Below are 16850 nucleotides of genomic sequence, written 5' to 3'. Positions count from 1 at the left end.
TTTTTTAATCGCAGTCCGGTCGCTGTTACCGGATTGCGGTTTTTGCCATTTATGCTGATCGATTCCATTCCCTCCACTGCCGGCTTTTCCCGTTTGCGCTGGATCACTGCTGTCTCCGCCATAGCGATGCTGGTGGCATTGCCTTTGCTGTCGGTGTTTCTACTGGCGCTCTTCCCCGAGCACAATATCTGGCCCCACCTGCTGGATACGGTGTTGCTTCACTATGTTTCCGCCACCCTCATTCTGGCCCTGGGAGTGGGGGTCTGCACCCTGCTGGCGGGTGTCGCCAGCGCCTGGCTGGTGACCATGTGCCAATTCCCGGGAAGGCGTTTCTTCACCTGGGCGCTGTTGCTGCCGTTTGCCGTGCCGGCCTATGTGATCGCCTATGTCTATACCGATTTACTGGAATACGCCGGCCCGGTGCAGAAAATGTTGCGCGACTGGTTCGGCTGGCAAAGCGCACGGGACTACTGGTTCCCGCCGATCCGCAGCATGGGCGGGGCGGTGGCCATGTTGTCGCTGGTGCTCTACCCCTATGTCTATATGCTTGCCCGGGCGTCCTTTCTGGAGCAGTGCGGCAGTATTCGCGCCGCCAGCCGCGCATTGGGGTGTACGCCCTGGCAGAGCTTTGTGCGGGTGTCACTGCCGATGGCGCGGCCGGCCATAGCGGTGGGTTTGTCGCTGGTACTGATGGAAACCCTGAACGATTTTGGCACCGTCGATTTCTTCGCGGTGCGCACGCTGAGTGTAGGTATCTACGATACCTGGCTGAGCCGGGGCAATTTGGGGGGCGCGGCTCAGATTGCCAGCAGTACCCTGGCGTTCGTAGTGCTGCTGATTGTGCTAGAGCGCATGGGACGTGCGCGGCAGAAACACTTTGTCCAGTCCGCGTCGAGTCGCCGCGATCAGTATGTCCTTCGCGGCCCGCGGGCGCTGGGTGCGATACTCTGCTGCAGCCTGTTGTTGCTGCTGGGTTTTGGGGTGCCACTGGTGGTTTTACTGCAGTATGCGTTGGAGAATTTTTCCCGTTATTGGAACAGTGATTTTTTTGCTGCGGCGCGCAACAGTTTTCTGCTGTCTGCGGGCGCTGCACTGGCGACCGCCATGATCGGTTTGCTGCTCGCCTATGGCAGGCGCCTGTATCCGCTGCCGGTGATACGGATGCTGGTGGATTTCGCCAAACTGGGTTACGCCATGCCCGGCGCGGTGATGGCCATCGGTGTACTGATTCCTCTGGCCGCGTTTGACAATGCGGTGGACGCATTTTTGCGCGATCATTTCGGTATTTCGTCCGGCTTGTTGCTGAGCGGCTCCGTGTTTGCGATTCTATTTGCCTACACGGTGCGTTTCCTAGCGGTTTCCGCCGGGTCGATTGAATCCAGCCTGGAAAAAGTGACGCCCGCCATGGATCGGGCATCCCGCTCCCTGGGGCGCAGCAGCTGGCAGACCCTGTGGGCGGTACATTTTCCACTGGTGCGCGTGGGTTTGCTGACTGGGGCGCTGGTGGTATTTGTCGACTGTATGAAGGAACTGCCGGCTACGCTGCTGCTGCGGCCATTTGGGTTGGAGACACTGGCTACCTATGTGTACCAGTTCGCTTCCGATGAAATGCTGGAACGCTCTGCCCTGGGAGCACTGATGATAGTGCTGGTGGGGCTGTTGCCGGTGATTCTGCTGAGCCGCGCCATGGGGCAGAGGCGCACTGCAGATACGGGGTCGATATTTGCGGATCCGCTTGCCACCCCGCAGCCCTGATCCTGCAGGCAAAAAACCCGTGGGAACATCTAGCAGGCTGTTGAAATTCGAAGAATTTCGACGCCTGGTGCCGGAATATGGATGTTCCGGCAAAATCAACGACGCCTAAGTCGTTGATTTTGGGAGAAAAGTGAAAATCACATTTTTCGCTTTTCGTGTTTTGAAACAGGCAGGATGCCTTTTTCAACAACCTGCTAGTGGCAACATCGATGGAGTTAATGGTCTGAAAAGATCAGGGCCTCGCCGATGCGCAGTGGCACTTCGCTGCCGGGTTCCAGGCGGTAATCTGTAGCGAAGGTGGTCTCGATTACACGTCCCTGGGGCAGGCGCAGTTTGTAGATGACACGGTCGCCGAGAAAGCTCTTGTCGACCACCTGGGCCGCTACCGCATCCGCGTGATCGCCCGGCAGCAGTGCTTCGTTGCGTACGAACAGCCGCACTTCGCCGCTATCCAGGTTTGGCATAGGCGCCGGTGCCAGGCGCCCGATTTCCGTTTGTAGCAGGCCTTCCCGCACCAGTTTGCCGGTTACCACAAAGCCGTCGCTGACGATGCGCGCCACTGATAGGCTGGCGGGGTGGCGGAAAATATTTTCCGGCGTGTCCCACTGCTGCAGGCGCCCCCCGGTCAGCACACCCAACTGGTCCGCTGCGGCAAAGGCCTCGTTGCGGTCGTGGGTCACCAGTATCGCGCTGGTGCCCTGTTCCCGCAGTATATGGCGCACTTCGCTGGCCAGACTGCGCCGCAGTTCTGTATCCAGGTTGGAAAAGGGTTCATCCATCAACAGCAGTCCCGGGCGCGGCGCCAGCGCGCGCACCAGTGCCACGCGCTGTTGCTGACCGCCGGACAGCTGGTGGGGGAACTTGTCGGCGTGGCTCTCCAGGCGTACCAGTTGCAACAGTTCTCGCACCCGGGCCCGCCGCTCCGGCTGCGGTGCGGATTTGAGTCCGAAGGCGATATTTTGCTGTACGGTCAGATGTGGAAACAGGGCATAGTCCTGAAACACCACACCGATATTGCGCCGCTCCGGCGGTGTGACTGCAGATGCGGTGGAGATCGGCCGGCCGGCGAGAGAGATTTGCCCCCGGTAGACAGGATTGAAACCGGCCACGGCGTGCAGCAGTGTGGTTTTACCACAGCCGCTGGGGCCCAGCAGGCAGCAGATCTCGCCCTGGTGAAGGTGGAAGGACACCTGTTCGAGGACGATCCTGTCACCGTGGCGACATTCGATTTCGGTGATTTCTAACAGCGGTTGAACCATAAACCCTTTTTGCGCATTCAAGTGAAAAACAAGCGGCCGGTTGCACCGAATGAATCAGAGCTTCCACAACAGTGCCGTCGATTGTAGGCGAATCTCTCTTTTGATCCACCCGCCACAGGTCTACAAGTCGCCCAGAACCTGGACCATGGCCTCGCTGATCTGGCCCAGTTCACCGGGGGAGATGATATAGGGCGGCATTGTGTAAACCAGTTTCCCGAAAGGGCGCAGCCATACGCCGCGCTGGATCAGGGCCCTCTGTACCAGCGGCACATTCACCGGCTGCTTCATCTCCACCACGCCGATGGCACCCAGTGTGCGCACGTCGGCGACCCCCGGAGCCTGTTTGAGGGGTGCCAGCTGGCGACACAGCTGTGCCTCGATAGCGCTGACCCGCTGTTGCCAGGGGCTGTCGAGCAGCAGTTCGATACTGGCGTTGGCGACCGCGCAGGCGAGGGGATTGCCCATAAAGGTGGGGCCGTGCATAAAGACCCCGGCCTCGCCGCGGCAGATGCCCTCGGCCACCTGGTCGGTACACAGGGTGGCCGCCAGGGTCATGGTGCCGCCGGTCAGGGCCTTGCCGAGGGTGAGGATATCCGGCGCTATGTCGGCGTGTTCACAGGCGAACATAGTGCCGGTGCGACCGAAACCGGTGGCAATTTCATCCGCGATCAGCAGCAGGTCGTATTCATCGCACAGCTGGCGCGCGCGTCGCAAATACTCCGGTGAGTAAAAACGCATGCCGCCCGCGCCCTGTACCACGGGTTCGAGAATCAGTGCTGCCAGTTCGCGGTGATGTTGCTCTACCAGTCGCCGCAGCGGAGTGATGTCGCCTTCGCGGCAGGGCTGATGGAAGCCGGGGGCCGGGGCGGGTGCAAACAGGTGTCGGTTCAGGTGACTGGCGAACAGGTGGTGCATGCCTGTGACCGGGTCGCAGGCTGCCATAGCGCCGAAGGTATCGCCGTGGTAACCGTTGCGCAACGCCAGCAGGCGGTGTTTCTCACCGCGACCCCGGGACTGCCAGTACTGCAGCGCCATCTTGATGGCCACCTCCACCGACACCGAGCCGGAATCGGCCAGGAATACCCGCTGCAATGGCCCCGGCGACAGCGCCACCAGTTTTTTGCAGACTTCTATGGCCGGCTCGTGGGTGAGGCCACCGAACATCACATGGGACATCTTCTCCATCTGCTCGGCGGCGGCGCGGTTCAGCTGCGGCACATTGTAGCCATGCAGGGCGCACCACCAGGAGGACATACCGTCGATGAGGTCGGTGCCGTCCTCGAGAGTAATGTGCACGCCGTCGGCCCGGGTCACCGGATAAACCGGTGCCGGGTCAGTCAGGGAGGCGTAGGGGTGCCAGATGTGCCGGCGGTCGAAGTCGAGATCCATAACTGCGTCAATTGGTGTAGTTGGGTGCACCGCAATATTAACCCGGCAACCCAGTCCATGAGGGGCTGTGGACTGGATTGCCGGGTCGATAACAATGGTTCGTCAGGCCAGCTGGCGCAGGACCCTGAGTGGCGGTTGGCTGACGGAGCTGCGGCAGGCAAGGGTACCGGCGGCACCCACCAACAGCGCGCCGCTCAGCGGCCCCAGCAGCCAGAGCAGTGGGTGGGGGGTAAAGGGCAGGTCGAACACATGCCGCGACAATACCGCCAGGGTGGTTTCGGCACCGATTGCGGCCAGCAGCCCCGCGGCGCAACCCAGCAGACCAAACTCCAGGACCAGGCTTTGCAGCAGCAGGCGCCGGCGGCCTCCCAGGGTGCGGATGATCGCCGCCTCCTGCAATCGCTCGGCGATACTGGCGCGCACGCCGGCCACCAACACCAGCACTCCCGCCACCAGCATCAGGACCATGACCGACTCGATCGCCAGCGAGACCTGGTTGATGGTATCGCGGATGCGTTCGATGATTTTGTCCAGCTCGATCACGCTGACACTGGGAAAGGCCCGCACCAGGTCGTTGACCAGCAGTTTTTGTTCCGGGGGGAGATAGAAACTGGTGATATAAGTGGCGGGGAAGCCCTCCAGGCTGCCGGGTGCGAACAGCATGAAGAAATTCGGCCGCATGCTGTTCCAGTCCAGTGAGCGCAGGCTGGTTACGGGTGCTTCCAACTCCAGGCCGCCAATGGAAAAGCGCAGCCGGTCGCCCAGTTGCAGATTCAGTCGCGCCGCCAGTTCCACTTCCACGGACACGCCCTCATCGACCTGGGCCTGATCCCACCACTGTCCGCTCACTATGCGGTTGTCCGGTGCTAGCTTGTCGGTCCAACTCAAATTCAGTTCCCGCCGCAGGGCGCCGTCCTGCTCGCGGCGGTCTTTGACGGTTTCGCCGTTGATGGCGATGAGGCGGCCGCGCACCATCGGGTACAACTCGGTGGAAACCACTCCGTTGTCGGCCAGCAGTGTCTGTACCGCATCTTTCTCGTCGGGGGCTATGTTGACGAGGAAGTGGTTGGGGGCATTCTCGGGCAGTTGCATACGCCACTCGTCGATCAGAGTGGTGCGCACGAAGACCAGTGCCAGCATGGCCAGCAGGCCGGTGCCAAAGGCGGCGATCAGCAGGGTATTGAAGGCGGCCCGGCGCTGCAGGCTGCCCAGTGCAATGCGCCAGCCACCGCCGAGGGTGGCGAGACGGCCGCGTACCAGCAACCGGTTCACTAGCGCACTGCCGGCCACCAGCAGCGCCATACCGGCAAACAGTGCCGCGGTAATGGCGAGGCTGCCGGAAAGCCACCAGATCAGCAGCAGCATGGATGTAGGACCGAGGATCAGGCCCAGCCATTCGCGCCGATCGGGGTTGCTCCAGTCGTGTCGCAGTGTCCGTATAGGGCTGGTGCGGGCCAGGCGAAACAGCGGCGGCAGGGCGAAGCCGAGCGCGCAGGCAAAGCCGGTGGCCAGCCCCACCAGCAGCGGGTGCCAGCCACTCGGGGGCGGGTCCACAGGGAAAAAGTCGGCCATCAGCGCCACTGCCTGTGCCTGCACCAGGCTGCCGATCAGCAGTCCCGCAGCGGTGGCGAGCAGCACCAGTGCCGCCAACTGCCCTAGATAGATCCGCAGCACTTTGCCGCGCCCGGCACCGAGACTTTTCATTACCGCCACATAGGCGGTGTGGCGCAGGCTGTAACGGCGCGCTGCCAGTCCCACAGCGACGCTGGCCAGCAGGACCGCGAGACTGCCCGCCAGAAACAGAAAGCGTTCGGCCCGGTCCAGCGCTGAGGCCACCCTGGGCTGCCCCTCGCGGAGATCGATCACCCGCTGGTGTTCGGTGAGTTGCGGTTGCAGCCACTTGAAGTAGCTGTCCAGCACCTGATTGTCGCCGGCAAACAGGTAGCGATAGGTCACGCGGCTGCCGGGCTGGATAATATGGGTGGCCGCCAGATCGGCGCTATTCATCATCAGCCGGGCGCCCATGGAAAACAGGTTGCCACTACGATCCGGCTCGTGCTCCAGCAGTCCCGTGACTGCGAAGGCACTGTCCCCCAGTTGCAGGCTGTCGCCCATGTGCAAATCCAGTAGCGGCAGCAGCCGCGGCTCCAACCAGACCTCACCGGCGGCGGGGCCGCTGGCCACTCTTTTTTTGTCCGCTTCGGCGGCGCTGCGGATTTCCAGATGGCCGACCAGTGGATAGTCGTTGCTGACCGCCTTCACGGCGGCGAACTGGAACTGGTCGCCGGCCGCCAGCATGGAGGCAAACTGCACGGTTTCCGCCCGCTGTAGACCGCGGTTGTCAGCCTCCTGGAGCCAAGCCGGGTCCACCGGTTTGCTGCTGCTGACTACCCGTTCGGCCGCCAGGAAGGTCTGGGACTGAATATGCATGGCGCGGGTGAGGCGGTCGCCGAAATGGGCAATAGCAGTGACACAGCTGACCGCCAAAACCAGAGCGGTAGCGATCAGTGCCAATTCTCCTCCGCGCCAGTCGCGCGCGAGCAATTTGAGTGGCAGCATCAGATGGACATCCCCGAGAGGTTACTGTCATTGGACAATCGATCCACGGATTCCACCGCTCCCGCCGCCAGTTGCAAATGGGACTGGCAGCGCTCCGCCAAGCGTCGCTCGTGGGTTACCAGGACCAGAGTGGCGTCAGATTCTTCATTAAGTTTGAATAACAGGTCGATGACCCTGTCGCCATTGCCGGCATCCAAACTGCCGGTGGGTTCATCGGCGAACAGGATGCCGTCCCTATCGCTGAAGCTGGCGAAGGCCCGCGCGATGGCGACCCGCTGCTGCTCGCCGCCGGAGAGCTGGCGTGGATAGTGATGCAGGCGGTGATCGAGACCGACCCGGGCGAGAAATTCCTCGGCGCGGCTGGAAGCGTTGCGCTCCCCACGCAGTTCGCTGGGCAGCATGGTGTTTTCCTTTGCGGTGAGACCGGGCAACAGTTGGAAGGTCTGGAACACAAAGCCCACCCGGCGGGCGCGTATGGCGGCCCGTTGCTCTTCATCCATGGCTGTAATTTCGTCGTCGGCAAGCCATATACGCCCCTCACTGGGCTTTTCCAGCCCCGCCAGCAGGCCCAGCAGGGTAGACTTACCGGACCCGGAAGCGCCCGTGATGGCCAGGCTTTGACCGCGGGGGAGCTGCAGGGAAACATCGTTTAACAGCGTCAGTGGTCCTTCGTTGGTGGCGACGCGGTGGCAGAGGTTTTCGGCCCTGAGCATGGTGGACATTGCGACTTCCTTAAGCTGCGGTTTGTTGCATAGTATTAGCCCGGCAATCCAACGGATAATCCCTCATCGATTGGATCCTCGCCCCTGAAAAACTGGCGATTAGAAGAAATCGCCGGTTTTCTGGTGGCTAGCGCCGGCCCTGGTCCGGCGGCGGCATATCCCTGTGCCGCATTAACCGGGTAACCTTATCGGTTGCCCGGTTAACAATACGTAAATGGCAGTGGAGAGTATGACATGGCGATCGACTTTTTACGGCACCCGATGGTTCGGCTGGGCTTGTACCTGCTGCTGCTGGTCCCTTCGGCCGGCACCCGTGCCGATGCGGGTGACACACTACTGGTGCTGGGTGACAGTATTAGTGCCGCCTATGGATTCGACGAAGCCGAGGGCTGGGTACAGTTGCTGCGCGAGCGCCTGGCTGAAGAGGACAAGTCGGTGATGGTGGTGAACGCCAGTGTCAGTGGCGAGACTTCTGCCGGTGGGCTGGCGCGGCTGCCGCGCCTGTTGGAGGAGCACCGGCCCCGCTGGCTGATTCTGGAGCTGGGGGGCAACGATGGCCTGCGCGGCTACCCGCCCAGGTCCCTGCAGCAAAACCTCCAGCGTATGGTGCAACTGGCGCAGAAGGGGGGCGCGCGGGTGCTGTTGTTGGGCATGCGCATGCCGCCCAATTACGGGCGGGCTTACACAGAGGCATTCGCCGCTGTTTACCCAAAAGTGGCGGCGGCCGAGCAGGTACCTTTGGTGCCGTTTTTTTTGCAGCCGGTAGCCCTGCAGGAGGGTGCCATGCAGGCGGACGGCATCCACCCCACGGCCGGGGCACAACCCGCCCTGTTGGAGCATGTGTGGCCCTGTATCCAGGGTCTGATGCAAGCGGAGGTGGATGCGCGGTCGTGTACTCCCTGACGGAAATGCGTACAATCGCGCACCTCCTATCCGCACAGTGTCAACAGATCCCGGTAACTTGAGCAAGCCCATGTCCGACCTTAACCGCCGTCAACGGCTGGAGTTCAACAAGCTGCAGAAGCGCTTGCGCCGCAATGTGGGCAGGGCCATCGCCGACTTCAACATGATTGAAGAGGGGGACAGGCTTATGGTCTGTCTGTCCGGCGGCAAGGACTCCTACGCGATGCTGGACATACTGCTCAACCTGCAAAAGAGCGCTCCGGTCAGTTTTGAACTGGTCGCAGTCAACCTGGACCAGAAACAGCCGGGCTTTCCGGAACAGGTACTGCCGGATTATCTGCGCTCTCTGGGGGTGCCCTATCACATCGTCGAGAAGGATACCTACTCGGTGGTGAAGCAGGTGGTGCCGGAAGGCAAGACCACCTGCGGTCTCTGCTCACGGTTGCGGCGCGGCACCCTGTACGGTTTTGCGGAGGAGGTCGGGGCCACCAAGGTGGCGCTGGGGCACCACCGGGACGATATTGTGGAGACCCTGTTCCTCAATATGTTTTACGGCGGCCGACTCAAGGCTATGCCACCGAAACTGCGAGCCGACGACGGACGCAATATTGTGATTCGCCCGCTGGCCTACTGCCGCGAGGCGGATCTGGCCAGTTTCGCCACCTATAAGGCATTTCCCATAATCCCCTGCAACCTGTGCGGCAGTCAGGAAAACCTGCAGCGCCAGGCGGTAAAGCGGATGTTACAGGAGTGGGAGTGCCAGTACCCGGGGCGCACGGAAAACATCTTTGCGGCGCTCACCCGGGTATCGCCGTCGCAGTTGGCGGATGGCGAACTCTACGATTTTGTCAATTTGCGCCTGGACCGGACTACGCCAGTGGCTGCCCCTGCGGGTGAGATGGCAGGCGGGCGCCAGGTGAACTCCTGGCTTCCGCCGGGGGATAGGGACGAGCCCCCTCTGTATATCGAGGCGCTGAATCTGTAGCGGGGGCCCCTGACACCAGGCGCGCATAGCTGAGTTCAAAGTCGCGTGCAGTGGCAACCGGGCCGTGATGAAACACCCGGTGCCAGATACGTGCCATTCCGGCTATGTCGCCCGGGTCCGGTATATCGATATCGGCAGCGCGGTAGACCAGCAGGGCGATGGCGGTGGCGTAGCGCAGATTGGTGGCCAATTCACTGTGGGGGTGCTGGAGGAAATCGTGCTGGCTCGCCAGCCCTCTTATCTTGGAGGCCAGGGCCGGGTGGTGAATCAGATAATCGTCCCAGATGCCGCGGTGGGTGTGTGGCTGGATCTGGTAGATTCCCAGGCCGTGTCGCCGCCCGAACTTGAGGTGGAAGCCGAGTAGTGATTCCTGTGCGGCGGTGCCCAGTAGAAGTTCTTCCATTCCTGCAGACCAGGCGCGGAGGTGCTTCAGGGTCGGACGAATGACCATACGCCGCAGTTCGTCCAAACAGATACCCATAGTGTTGTCGGATTTTCCATGTGTCTTCCCATTTGTAGTGTGCGGATTGAGTCGGCGCCAGCGAATGGGTAGATTTAGGTGCAATAAACACAAAAATAGGTTGCAGTACCTGTTTTGGGGCAGGTATCCGTAGCAAATAACAGCAATAACTCGGTGGTGGCGGGCTGGCAGACAAGCCGCTGTCGACAGCAGAGGGAATGTCTATGTATGCACAGTGGTTGATCGCGGCAACTTTCGTCGCCTACCTGGGGCTTATTCTCGTTATTGGTGTCTACGCGTATCTGCGCACCAAGAACGCCAGCGACTATTTTCTCGGCGGCCGCACACTGCCACCGGCAGTGGCGGCGCTGAGCGCCGGAGCGTCTGACATGAGCGGCTGGCTGCTGCTCGGTCTGCCCGGTGCCGCCTATATGTCCGGTCTGTCTTCGGTCTGGATTGCGGTGGGGCTGTTTACGGGCATAGTGTTGAGTTGGACCACCATGGCGCGGCGCCTGCGGGTCTATACCTACGAGTTGGACGACGCATTGACAGTGCCCGCCTATCTGCACCGGCGCTTCAACATGGGCCACCCCTACCTGCGCACCGTCTGCGCCTTCTTTATCCTGCTGTTCTTTCTCTTTTACGTGGCTTCGGGTCTGATTGCCGGTGGCAAACTGTTCGAGACGGTGTTTGGCTGGGACTACCACTGGGCGGTCATCGCGGGTGCGGTGGCTGTGATTTCCTACACCCTGTTTGGCGGTTTTCTGGCGGTCTCCTGGACGGACGTGTTCCAGGGATTGCTGATGAGCCTGGCACTGGTCGCTGTGCCCCTGGTGGTTATTGTGGACGAGGGTGGCATGGCCACCAGCTGGAGCCTGCTGCACCAGCAGGTGCCGGAACTGATGCACTGGCTGCGCGACAGCAATGGCCAGGCACTGGGCCTGGTGGCGATTCTCAGTGCACTGGCCTGGGGGCTGGGATACTTCGGCCAGCCCCATATATTGGCCCGTTTCCAGGCGGTGAGAAGCCCCGATGATGTGCCTGTAGCGGCTTCTGTGGCGGCGATTTGGTCTCTGGTGGGCTTCTTTGGCGCTATCTGTGTGGGCCTGTTTGGCCACCTTGAGCTGCAACAGACGCTCCCGGACGGCGAGCGGGTATTTATGGCCCTGGTTGAAGTCCTGTTTCATCCACTGGTCGCCGGGGTGCTGCTGGCGGCGATTCTGTCGGCCATTATGAGCACGGCGGACTCGCAATTACTGGTGTCCTCGGCGGCGCTGGCGGAAGATATCTACCACGTCTGGTTTGGCCGCCAGACCAGCCCCGCGGACATGGTGAAGGTGGGCCGCTGGGCGGTAGTAGGCTTGGCGCTGGTGGCGGTCTGGGTGGCGCTGGACCCCGGCTCCAGGGTGCTGGATGTGGTGTCCTACGCCTGGGCCGGACTGGGGGCGGCGTTCGGACCCGCAGTACTGATCAGTCTGTTCTGGTCGCGCATGACCGGTAGCGGAGCCATAGCCGGTGTGGTGGTCGGCGGCGTGACGGTCGTGGTCTGGCGGCAGCTCTCCGGGGGAATCTTCGACATTTATGAGCTGTTGCCGGCGTTTGTTTTCTCTGCAACTGCTATCGTGTTAGTGAGTATTGTGACGAATTGTCCAACTGACGTGGCATCGCGACACCGCCAACTGATGGGTTGAGTCGTCGCTGTGCGTGCGGCCCTTGCCGTGCAGTGAAATGGAGTTCCATCCGCGCCCTATTAACGAGAAAGCGGTTGGAGAAGCCAAGAGTGATCGAAGTTTATCTCGGCGATATCACCCGGCTCCAGGTCGATGTGATCGTCAATGCGGCCAACCGCCACCTCGCCGGTGGCGGTGGTGTGGACGGGGCTATTCACCGCGCGGCGGGGCCCCGGCTCGGTGAGGCCTGCCGTCGGATCGGTGGCTGTCCAGTGGGAGAGGTACGCGCCACCCCCGCCTTTGCTCTCAGTGCCAGACGCATCTACCACACCGTTGGCCCCGTGTGGCGGGGTGGCAGTCTCGGCGAGCCGGAACTGCTGGCATGCTGTTATCGCGACTGTTTGGCTCTGGCCCGGCGGGAAGGTATGCGGTCAATTGCATTTCCAGCCATCAGTTGCGGTGTCTACGGCTATCCACCCGGGCAGGCAGTGGAAATAGCCGTGGAGGAGATAGTGCGGCATCAGGATCGGGAATGTCCGCCGCAAACCGCGGTGTTCTGTTGCTTCGACAAGGAAATGGCCGGGCTCTACCGGCGACAGCTGGGGGCCTATGTGCGGCGCTGATTCCTCAATAGCCCGGCAATCCAATTAATCGTTCCCCATTCATCGAAATCCCACCCCAGCTGCCCGGTTGCCAGCGGGGCAGCCGCTGGCTTCGAACTGTCCGGTGCCGTTCAGCGGTTGTAATGTACAGGTACCTCCAGCGTCTCCTTCACCTGCTCCATCACCACATAACTGGTGCACTCCTGTACCTCCGGCAGCGTCAATAGCGTCTCGCCGTAAAACTTTCGGTAGGCACTCATATCCGCCACCCGCGCCTTGATCAGATAGTCGAAATTGCCCGAGACCAGATAGCACTCCTGTACTTCCGGCAGTGCCGCCACCGCATTGCGGAACTCCTCAAAGGCATCCTGAGCCGAGCGGTTCAGGCGTATCTGTACGAATACCACCAGCGCCGCATCGAGAAATTCCGGGTTGATCAGTGCCGTATAACCCTGGATGACACCGTCGTTCTCCAGGCGTTTGACCCTCTCTACACAGGGGGTGGCGGTAAGACCCACCTGACGTGCCAGCTCGGCGTAGCTGGTGCGGCCATTTTTCTGCAGTACCCGCAGAATGTTTCGGTCGATGGTGGAGAGTTCGCTGGCGCGTTTGCGCATAGGGGCTCCAATAAGCGGGATTGTTTAAAAACTGGCGGCTTCAGCCATGTAATCAGTGGATTCCGCTATTTAAGCAAAAAATAATGCATAAATACACTCCAGGGCTGGTTCTACACTGGTCGAATAAGAGAGGTTCGGTCATTCACCGGCAATCTGCCAATAGGCGCATCAGACAAAAACTTGGAGTGATAAAAATGTTGATTGGTGTACCAAAAGAGATCAAAAACCACGAGTATCGCATCGGTCTGACCCCGGCCAGTGTACGTGAACTGGTGAGTCACGGTCATGCGGTAGCGGTGCAAAAAGATGGTGGCAGCGCCATCGGCTTCAGCGACGAAATGTACCTGCAGGCCGGTGCCCGGATCATAGAGTCGGCAGAAGAGATTTTTGCCACTGCGGACATGATCGTCAAGGTGAAAGAGCCCCAGCCCCACGAGTGTGAAATGCTGCGCCCGGGCCAGATCCTTTACACCTACCTGCACCTGGCCCCGGACCCCAAGCAGACAGAGTTGCTGGTTAAATCCGGCGCAACCTGCATCGCCTACGAGACAGTCACCGACCGCTTTGGCGGCCTGCCGTTGCTGGCCCCCATGTCCGAAGTAGCCGGCCGAATGTCCGTGCAGTGCGGCGCCCATCACCTGGAAAAAGCCCAGGGCGGCCTGGGCGTATTGCTGGGTGGTGTTCCCGGTGTCGCGCCGGCCAAAGTCCTGATTATCGGTGGTGGTGTGGTGGGTACCAACGCCGCCAAGATGGCCCTGGGTATGGGGGCTGATGTCACTATTCTGGATCGATCGCTGCCGCGGCTGCGTCAGTTGGACGATATCTTCGGCGGTGCCGTACGCACCGAATATTCCACCAACGATGCCATCGAGAAGCACGCTTTGGAAGCGGATCTGGTGGTTGGCGCGGTGCTGATTCCCGGTGCTGCGGCCCCCAAACTCTTGACCCGGGATATCATCAGCCGCATGAAGAAAGGCGCGGTTGTTGCGGACGTCGCCATCGATCAGGGTGGTTGCTTCGAAACCTCCAAGCCGACCATCCATCAGGAGCCCACTTATATTGTCGATGGCGTGGTGCACTACTGTGTGGCCAATATGCCCGGTGGCGTTGCGCGTACCTCCACTATGGCGCTGAACAATGCTACCCTGCCGTACGCCGTAGCGCTGGCCAACAAGGGCGCCAAGCAGGCTTTGCTGGACGATAGCAATTTGCTGGAAGGTCTCAATGTCCATGCAGGTATGGTGACCTATCAGGCAGTGGCCGATGTGCTGGGCTATGAGTTTGTCGATCCTAAGCTGGCACTGCAAAAATCCGCGGTGGCTGAAGGGGCCGCGGCTTAGACTGCTGCCTCGCAGTCAGATTGGAAAGATTGAAAAGTTAGTTTTTAACGCTTGTAAAACTGTCCCGCGCGTATTTTGGTTCGGAGTAAGGTAAAAGCCCCTCCGATCCGACGCGCGGTTTTTCATATTCAAAAGATCCAACTGGGTTTTGCCTAACCCATTCGCGTAGCCGCAAGTGGCCCCGCTGCAGTCCGTAGTTAGCCGGCCACTCCAGTGGAAAAGCTATGGGTGCGACGGTGATTTGGGGATTCCACTCACGAGCATGGGGGCTTTGTGGATTGAAAACTGCAATGGCAACCATGCGTTTGAAAGCGTACTAAAAAGTGCGACTCTCCCGCTCCCACAAACAAATTTACAGCACAGTGAGGGGGGCAGCCTTGATATTGCGGTGACTAATGTAGTAATAACATGGGCGATCGCATATTAGCCGTATAGAGCTTGAGCTATTCAGACCGGGAATTGGAAACCAGTATTTTCTTTAAAAGGTTTGCCAGTTGACCCTGTTCACGCTTGTTCAGCATAGCTAGCATGTTATCCATATTCTCTAAGTGTGCTTCCAGCGCCGCATCCAGCCTTTTCTGCCCAAGCCCACTCAATTGCACCCGGCAACTGCGACGATCCGTTTCACTGGCACTGCGCTCGATGAGCCCACGCTGTACCAATTGTTCAATGCGTGTGCTCATCGCGCCCGACGACAGCATGAGTGTTTGGTACAACTCAGTAGGTGTCAGCGCAACCTGGCTGCGACCAAGGGTGGCCAGGATGTCGAACTCGACACCGCTCAGTTCAAATTGAGCGAAGATCTCTTCCAGCTGTTTTTGCCAGATTCCATTGACACGGCGTAGGCGACCAACGACCCCCATAGCGGAGCAGTCCAGGTCAGGCCGGGCATTTCTCCACTGCTGCAGAATCACATCCACTGAATCTTCCATAGAGCCTTCTCCCTATAAATCTTTTAAAAAAGATACTTGACGGGAAGTAATAAAGCCATTACTGTCACAAAAGTATCTTTTATAAAAGATACTTGTGAAAAAGCGGGTTGTCGAGATGTTTATGACCAGAGTTGATTTTATCGTCACATTGGTGCTTACCGCCATGGCCCCTATTGTCTGGGGCAGCACCTATATCGTCACTACAGAGCTTCTACCGGCCAATAGCCCATTGGTTGCCGCTACTATGAGAGCCTTGCCAGCCGGTATTCTGCTTGTACTCGCTGGTCGGGTATTACCGCAGGGGCACTGGTGGAGCAGGCTAGCCATACTCGGCTTGCTCAACATTGGCCTGTTCTTCTTCTGTCTTTTCTATGCAGCCAATGCTCTGCCGGGTGGTATGGCAGCGCTGCTCATGTCCATGCAGCCTATTTTTGTCATGATCTTCGGCTTTGTATTGCTCAACAGTGACTTGAGCATGCACCAGCTCTGCGCCGGTTTTATCGGAATCGCCGGTATTGCGCTATTGGTGTTTAGTACCCCCTCAGAGTTGGATACCAGTGGTATTTGGGTGGGATTGCTCGGTGCAGCCAGTATGGCTTCAGGGGTGGTGCTGACCAAACGTTGGGGAAGGCCGAAAAATATGACCCTGCTCAGCTTCACGGGCTGGCAGCTTCTCTTTGGTGGTGTTTTACTGCTGCCTATTGCGCTTGAACAGGAGGGGCTCCCTGCCCACCTGACGTCAACAGCCTGGCTTGGCTACGGTTACCTGGGTCTTGTAGGGGCGGTGATGGCCTACGCATTGTGGTTTCGGGGTATCGAAAAACTACCCGCCACTACGGTTTCTTTTTTGGGCTTGTTAAGTAGTGTTTCCGCCGTTTTGCTTGGCTATTTGATTCTGGACCAAGCGCTCACACCCTTACAGTGTGTCGGTGCAATTTCCATATTCCTCTCCATCATACTGGCTGCACAAAAGGCAACTAGCAACAGACCACTCCGCGTTCAACAAGCAGTTTAGGAGATACTATGAAACTGACCATTATTTCCGGCAGTCAACGCGCTGACTCAAAAAACCTAACAGTGGCCCGTTATCTGGAAAAAAAAGCCAAGCCGCTGTTTGAGCAGACGGTGGTTCACGATCTGTATGAACTCAACCTGCCATTTTGGAACGAAGGGGTTTGGAATGATACGGAAGAGTGGGCGCCCTGGCGAAAAATTGCCGAAGAGCTAAAATTCTCGGATGCGTTTATTTTTATCACACCAGAGTGGCACGGGATGGCGACACCAGCGCTCAAAAACTTCCTTATGTTGGCTACTGCGAATGAATTGGCACACAAACCTGCTTTAATTGTCAGCGTTTCCGCAAGCTTAAATGGCGTCTATCCAGTAAGTGAACTTCGCATGACGGGTAGTAAAAATAATCACGTCTGCTTTCTCCCGGATCACCTCATATTCCGTGAGGTTGGTTCACTATTTGATGATGAATTGAATTGCAACGACCCAACTATCGAGGAACGAAGGTAAGCGTCCGGGCATCACACCTTGTCAGCAGGAACCCAGTTATGGGGCAGCAGCTCGCCGATAGCACTGGCGCGATGCATCGGTAATCGCTGCATCACATCTTTCAGATACGCAAAGGGATCATGACCATTCAGCTTGG

At 59.4% G+C, this 16850-nt stretch carries 16 protein-coding genes; 8 read left to right on the top strand and 8 right to left on the bottom strand.

What is annotated here, in order from left to right; all coding sequences use genetic code 11:
- The first annotated feature begins 51 nt into the window (after positions 1 to 51).
- Entirely contained in the window at positions 52 to 1755 is a 1704-nt protein-coding gene (locus AB1S50_RS15595) for an ABC transporter permease (RefSeq protein WP_367151881.1), read from the top strand.
- A 215-nt stretch (positions 1756 to 1970) separates the two neighbouring features.
- Here AB1S50_RS15595 and AB1S50_RS15590 read toward each other — a convergent pair whose 3' ends face one another.
- The 4 genes from AB1S50_RS15590 to AB1S50_RS15575 form a co-directional block, all read right to left on the bottom strand.
- Entirely contained in the window at positions 1971 to 3014 is a 1044-nt protein-coding gene (locus AB1S50_RS15590; RefSeq protein WP_367151880.1) for an ABC transporter ATP-binding protein, read from the bottom strand.
- Positions 3015 to 3134: 120 nt separating this feature from the next.
- The gene (gene bioA / locus AB1S50_RS15585) at positions 3135 to 4403 is read right to left on the bottom strand and encodes an adenosylmethionine--8-amino-7-oxononanoate transaminase (protein WP_367151879.1); all 1269 of its coding nucleotides are present in this window, start codon (positions 4401 to 4403) and stop codon (positions 3135 to 3137) included.
- Positions 4404 to 4505: 102 nt separating this feature from the next.
- Positions 4506 to 6962, bottom strand: coding sequence for an ABC transporter permease (locus AB1S50_RS15580; protein WP_367151878.1), 2457 nt, complete (start codon positions 6960 to 6962; stop codon positions 4506 to 4508).
- Entirely contained in the window at positions 6962 to 7684 is a 723-nt protein-coding gene (locus tag AB1S50_RS15575; RefSeq protein ID WP_367151877.1) for an ABC transporter ATP-binding protein, read from the bottom strand. Before AB1S50_RS15575 ends, AB1S50_RS15580 begins: the two co-directional genes overlap by 1 nt.
- Positions 7685 to 7918: 234 nt before the next feature.
- Between AB1S50_RS15575 and AB1S50_RS15570 the strand changes: the two genes are divergently transcribed.
- Both AB1S50_RS15570 and ttcA read left to right on the top strand, forming a co-directional pair.
- Positions 7919 to 8587 (top strand): arylesterase, encoded by a 669-nt coding sequence (locus AB1S50_RS15570; RefSeq protein ID WP_367151875.1) that lies wholly within the window; start codon positions 7919 to 7921, stop codon positions 8585 to 8587.
- A gap of 70 nt (positions 8588 to 8657) precedes the next feature.
- Positions 8658 to 9572, top strand: coding sequence for a tRNA 2-thiocytidine(32) synthetase TtcA (ttcA, locus tag AB1S50_RS15565; protein WP_367151873.1), 915 nt, complete (start codon positions 8658 to 8660; stop codon positions 9570 to 9572).
- Here the strand turns inward: ttcA and AB1S50_RS15560 are convergent.
- Complete coding sequence (locus AB1S50_RS15560) at positions 9457 to 10053, bottom strand: hypothetical protein (protein WP_367151871.1); 597 nt, start codon at positions 10051 to 10053, stop codon at positions 9457 to 9459. The genes ttcA and AB1S50_RS15560 overlap by 116 nt on opposite strands.
- Before the next feature lie 197 nt (positions 10054 to 10250).
- On the opposite strand from AB1S50_RS15560, the gene putP reads away from it, so the two are divergent.
- A complete protein-coding gene (putP, locus tag AB1S50_RS15555) occupies positions 10251 to 11723 on the top strand; it encodes a sodium/proline symporter PutP (protein ID WP_367151869.1) in 1473 nt (490 codons plus the stop codon).
- 89 nt (positions 11724 to 11812) lie between these two features.
- Positions 11813 to 12325, top strand: coding sequence for an O-acetyl-ADP-ribose deacetylase (locus AB1S50_RS15550; protein ID WP_367151867.1), 513 nt, complete (start codon positions 11813 to 11815; stop codon positions 12323 to 12325).
- Positions 12326 to 12435: 110 nt separating this feature from the next.
- On the opposite strand, the gene AB1S50_RS15545 is transcribed toward AB1S50_RS15550, so the two are convergent.
- The gene (locus tag AB1S50_RS15545; RefSeq protein WP_367151865.1) at positions 12436 to 12921 is read right to left on the bottom strand and encodes an Lrp/AsnC ligand binding domain-containing protein; all 486 of its coding nucleotides are present in this window, start codon (positions 12919 to 12921) and stop codon (positions 12436 to 12438) included.
- Between the two features lie 194 nt (positions 12922 to 13115).
- Between AB1S50_RS15545 and ald the strand changes: the two genes are divergently transcribed.
- Entirely contained in the window at positions 13116 to 14261 is a 1146-nt protein-coding gene (gene ald / locus AB1S50_RS15540; protein ID WP_367151863.1) for an alanine dehydrogenase, read from the top strand.
- A gap of 443 nt (positions 14262 to 14704) precedes the next feature.
- Here ald and AB1S50_RS15535 read toward each other — a convergent pair whose 3' ends face one another.
- Positions 14705 to 15193 (bottom strand): MarR family winged helix-turn-helix transcriptional regulator, encoded by a 489-nt coding sequence (locus AB1S50_RS15535; protein WP_367151862.1) that lies wholly within the window; start codon positions 15191 to 15193, stop codon positions 14705 to 14707.
- A 94-nt stretch (positions 15194 to 15287) separates the two neighbouring features.
- On the opposite strand from AB1S50_RS15535, the gene AB1S50_RS15530 reads away from it, so the two are divergent.
- On the top strand, positions 15288 to 16208 hold the full coding sequence (locus AB1S50_RS15530) for a DMT family transporter (protein ID WP_367151860.1): 921 nt from the start codon (positions 15288 to 15290) through the stop codon (positions 16206 to 16208).
- An 8-nt stretch (positions 16209 to 16216) separates the two neighbouring features.
- Positions 16217 to 16714, top strand: a complete 498-nt coding sequence (locus tag AB1S50_RS15525; RefSeq protein ID WP_367151858.1) for an NADPH-dependent FMN reductase — start codon at positions 16217 to 16219, stop codon at positions 16712 to 16714.
- A gap of 11 nt (positions 16715 to 16725) precedes the next feature.
- Here the strand turns inward: AB1S50_RS15525 and AB1S50_RS15520 are convergent.
- The coding region (locus AB1S50_RS15520; RefSeq protein ID WP_367148845.1) for a transposase domain-containing protein at positions 16726 to 16850 on the bottom strand (125 nt) is incomplete at its 5' end.

The organism is Microbulbifer discodermiae, from assembly GCF_040742695.1.
Taxonomy (GTDB): Bacteria; Pseudomonadota; Gammaproteobacteria; order Pseudomonadales; family Cellvibrionaceae; genus Microbulbifer.
This window is presented reverse-complemented; position numbering and strand designations above follow the sequence as displayed.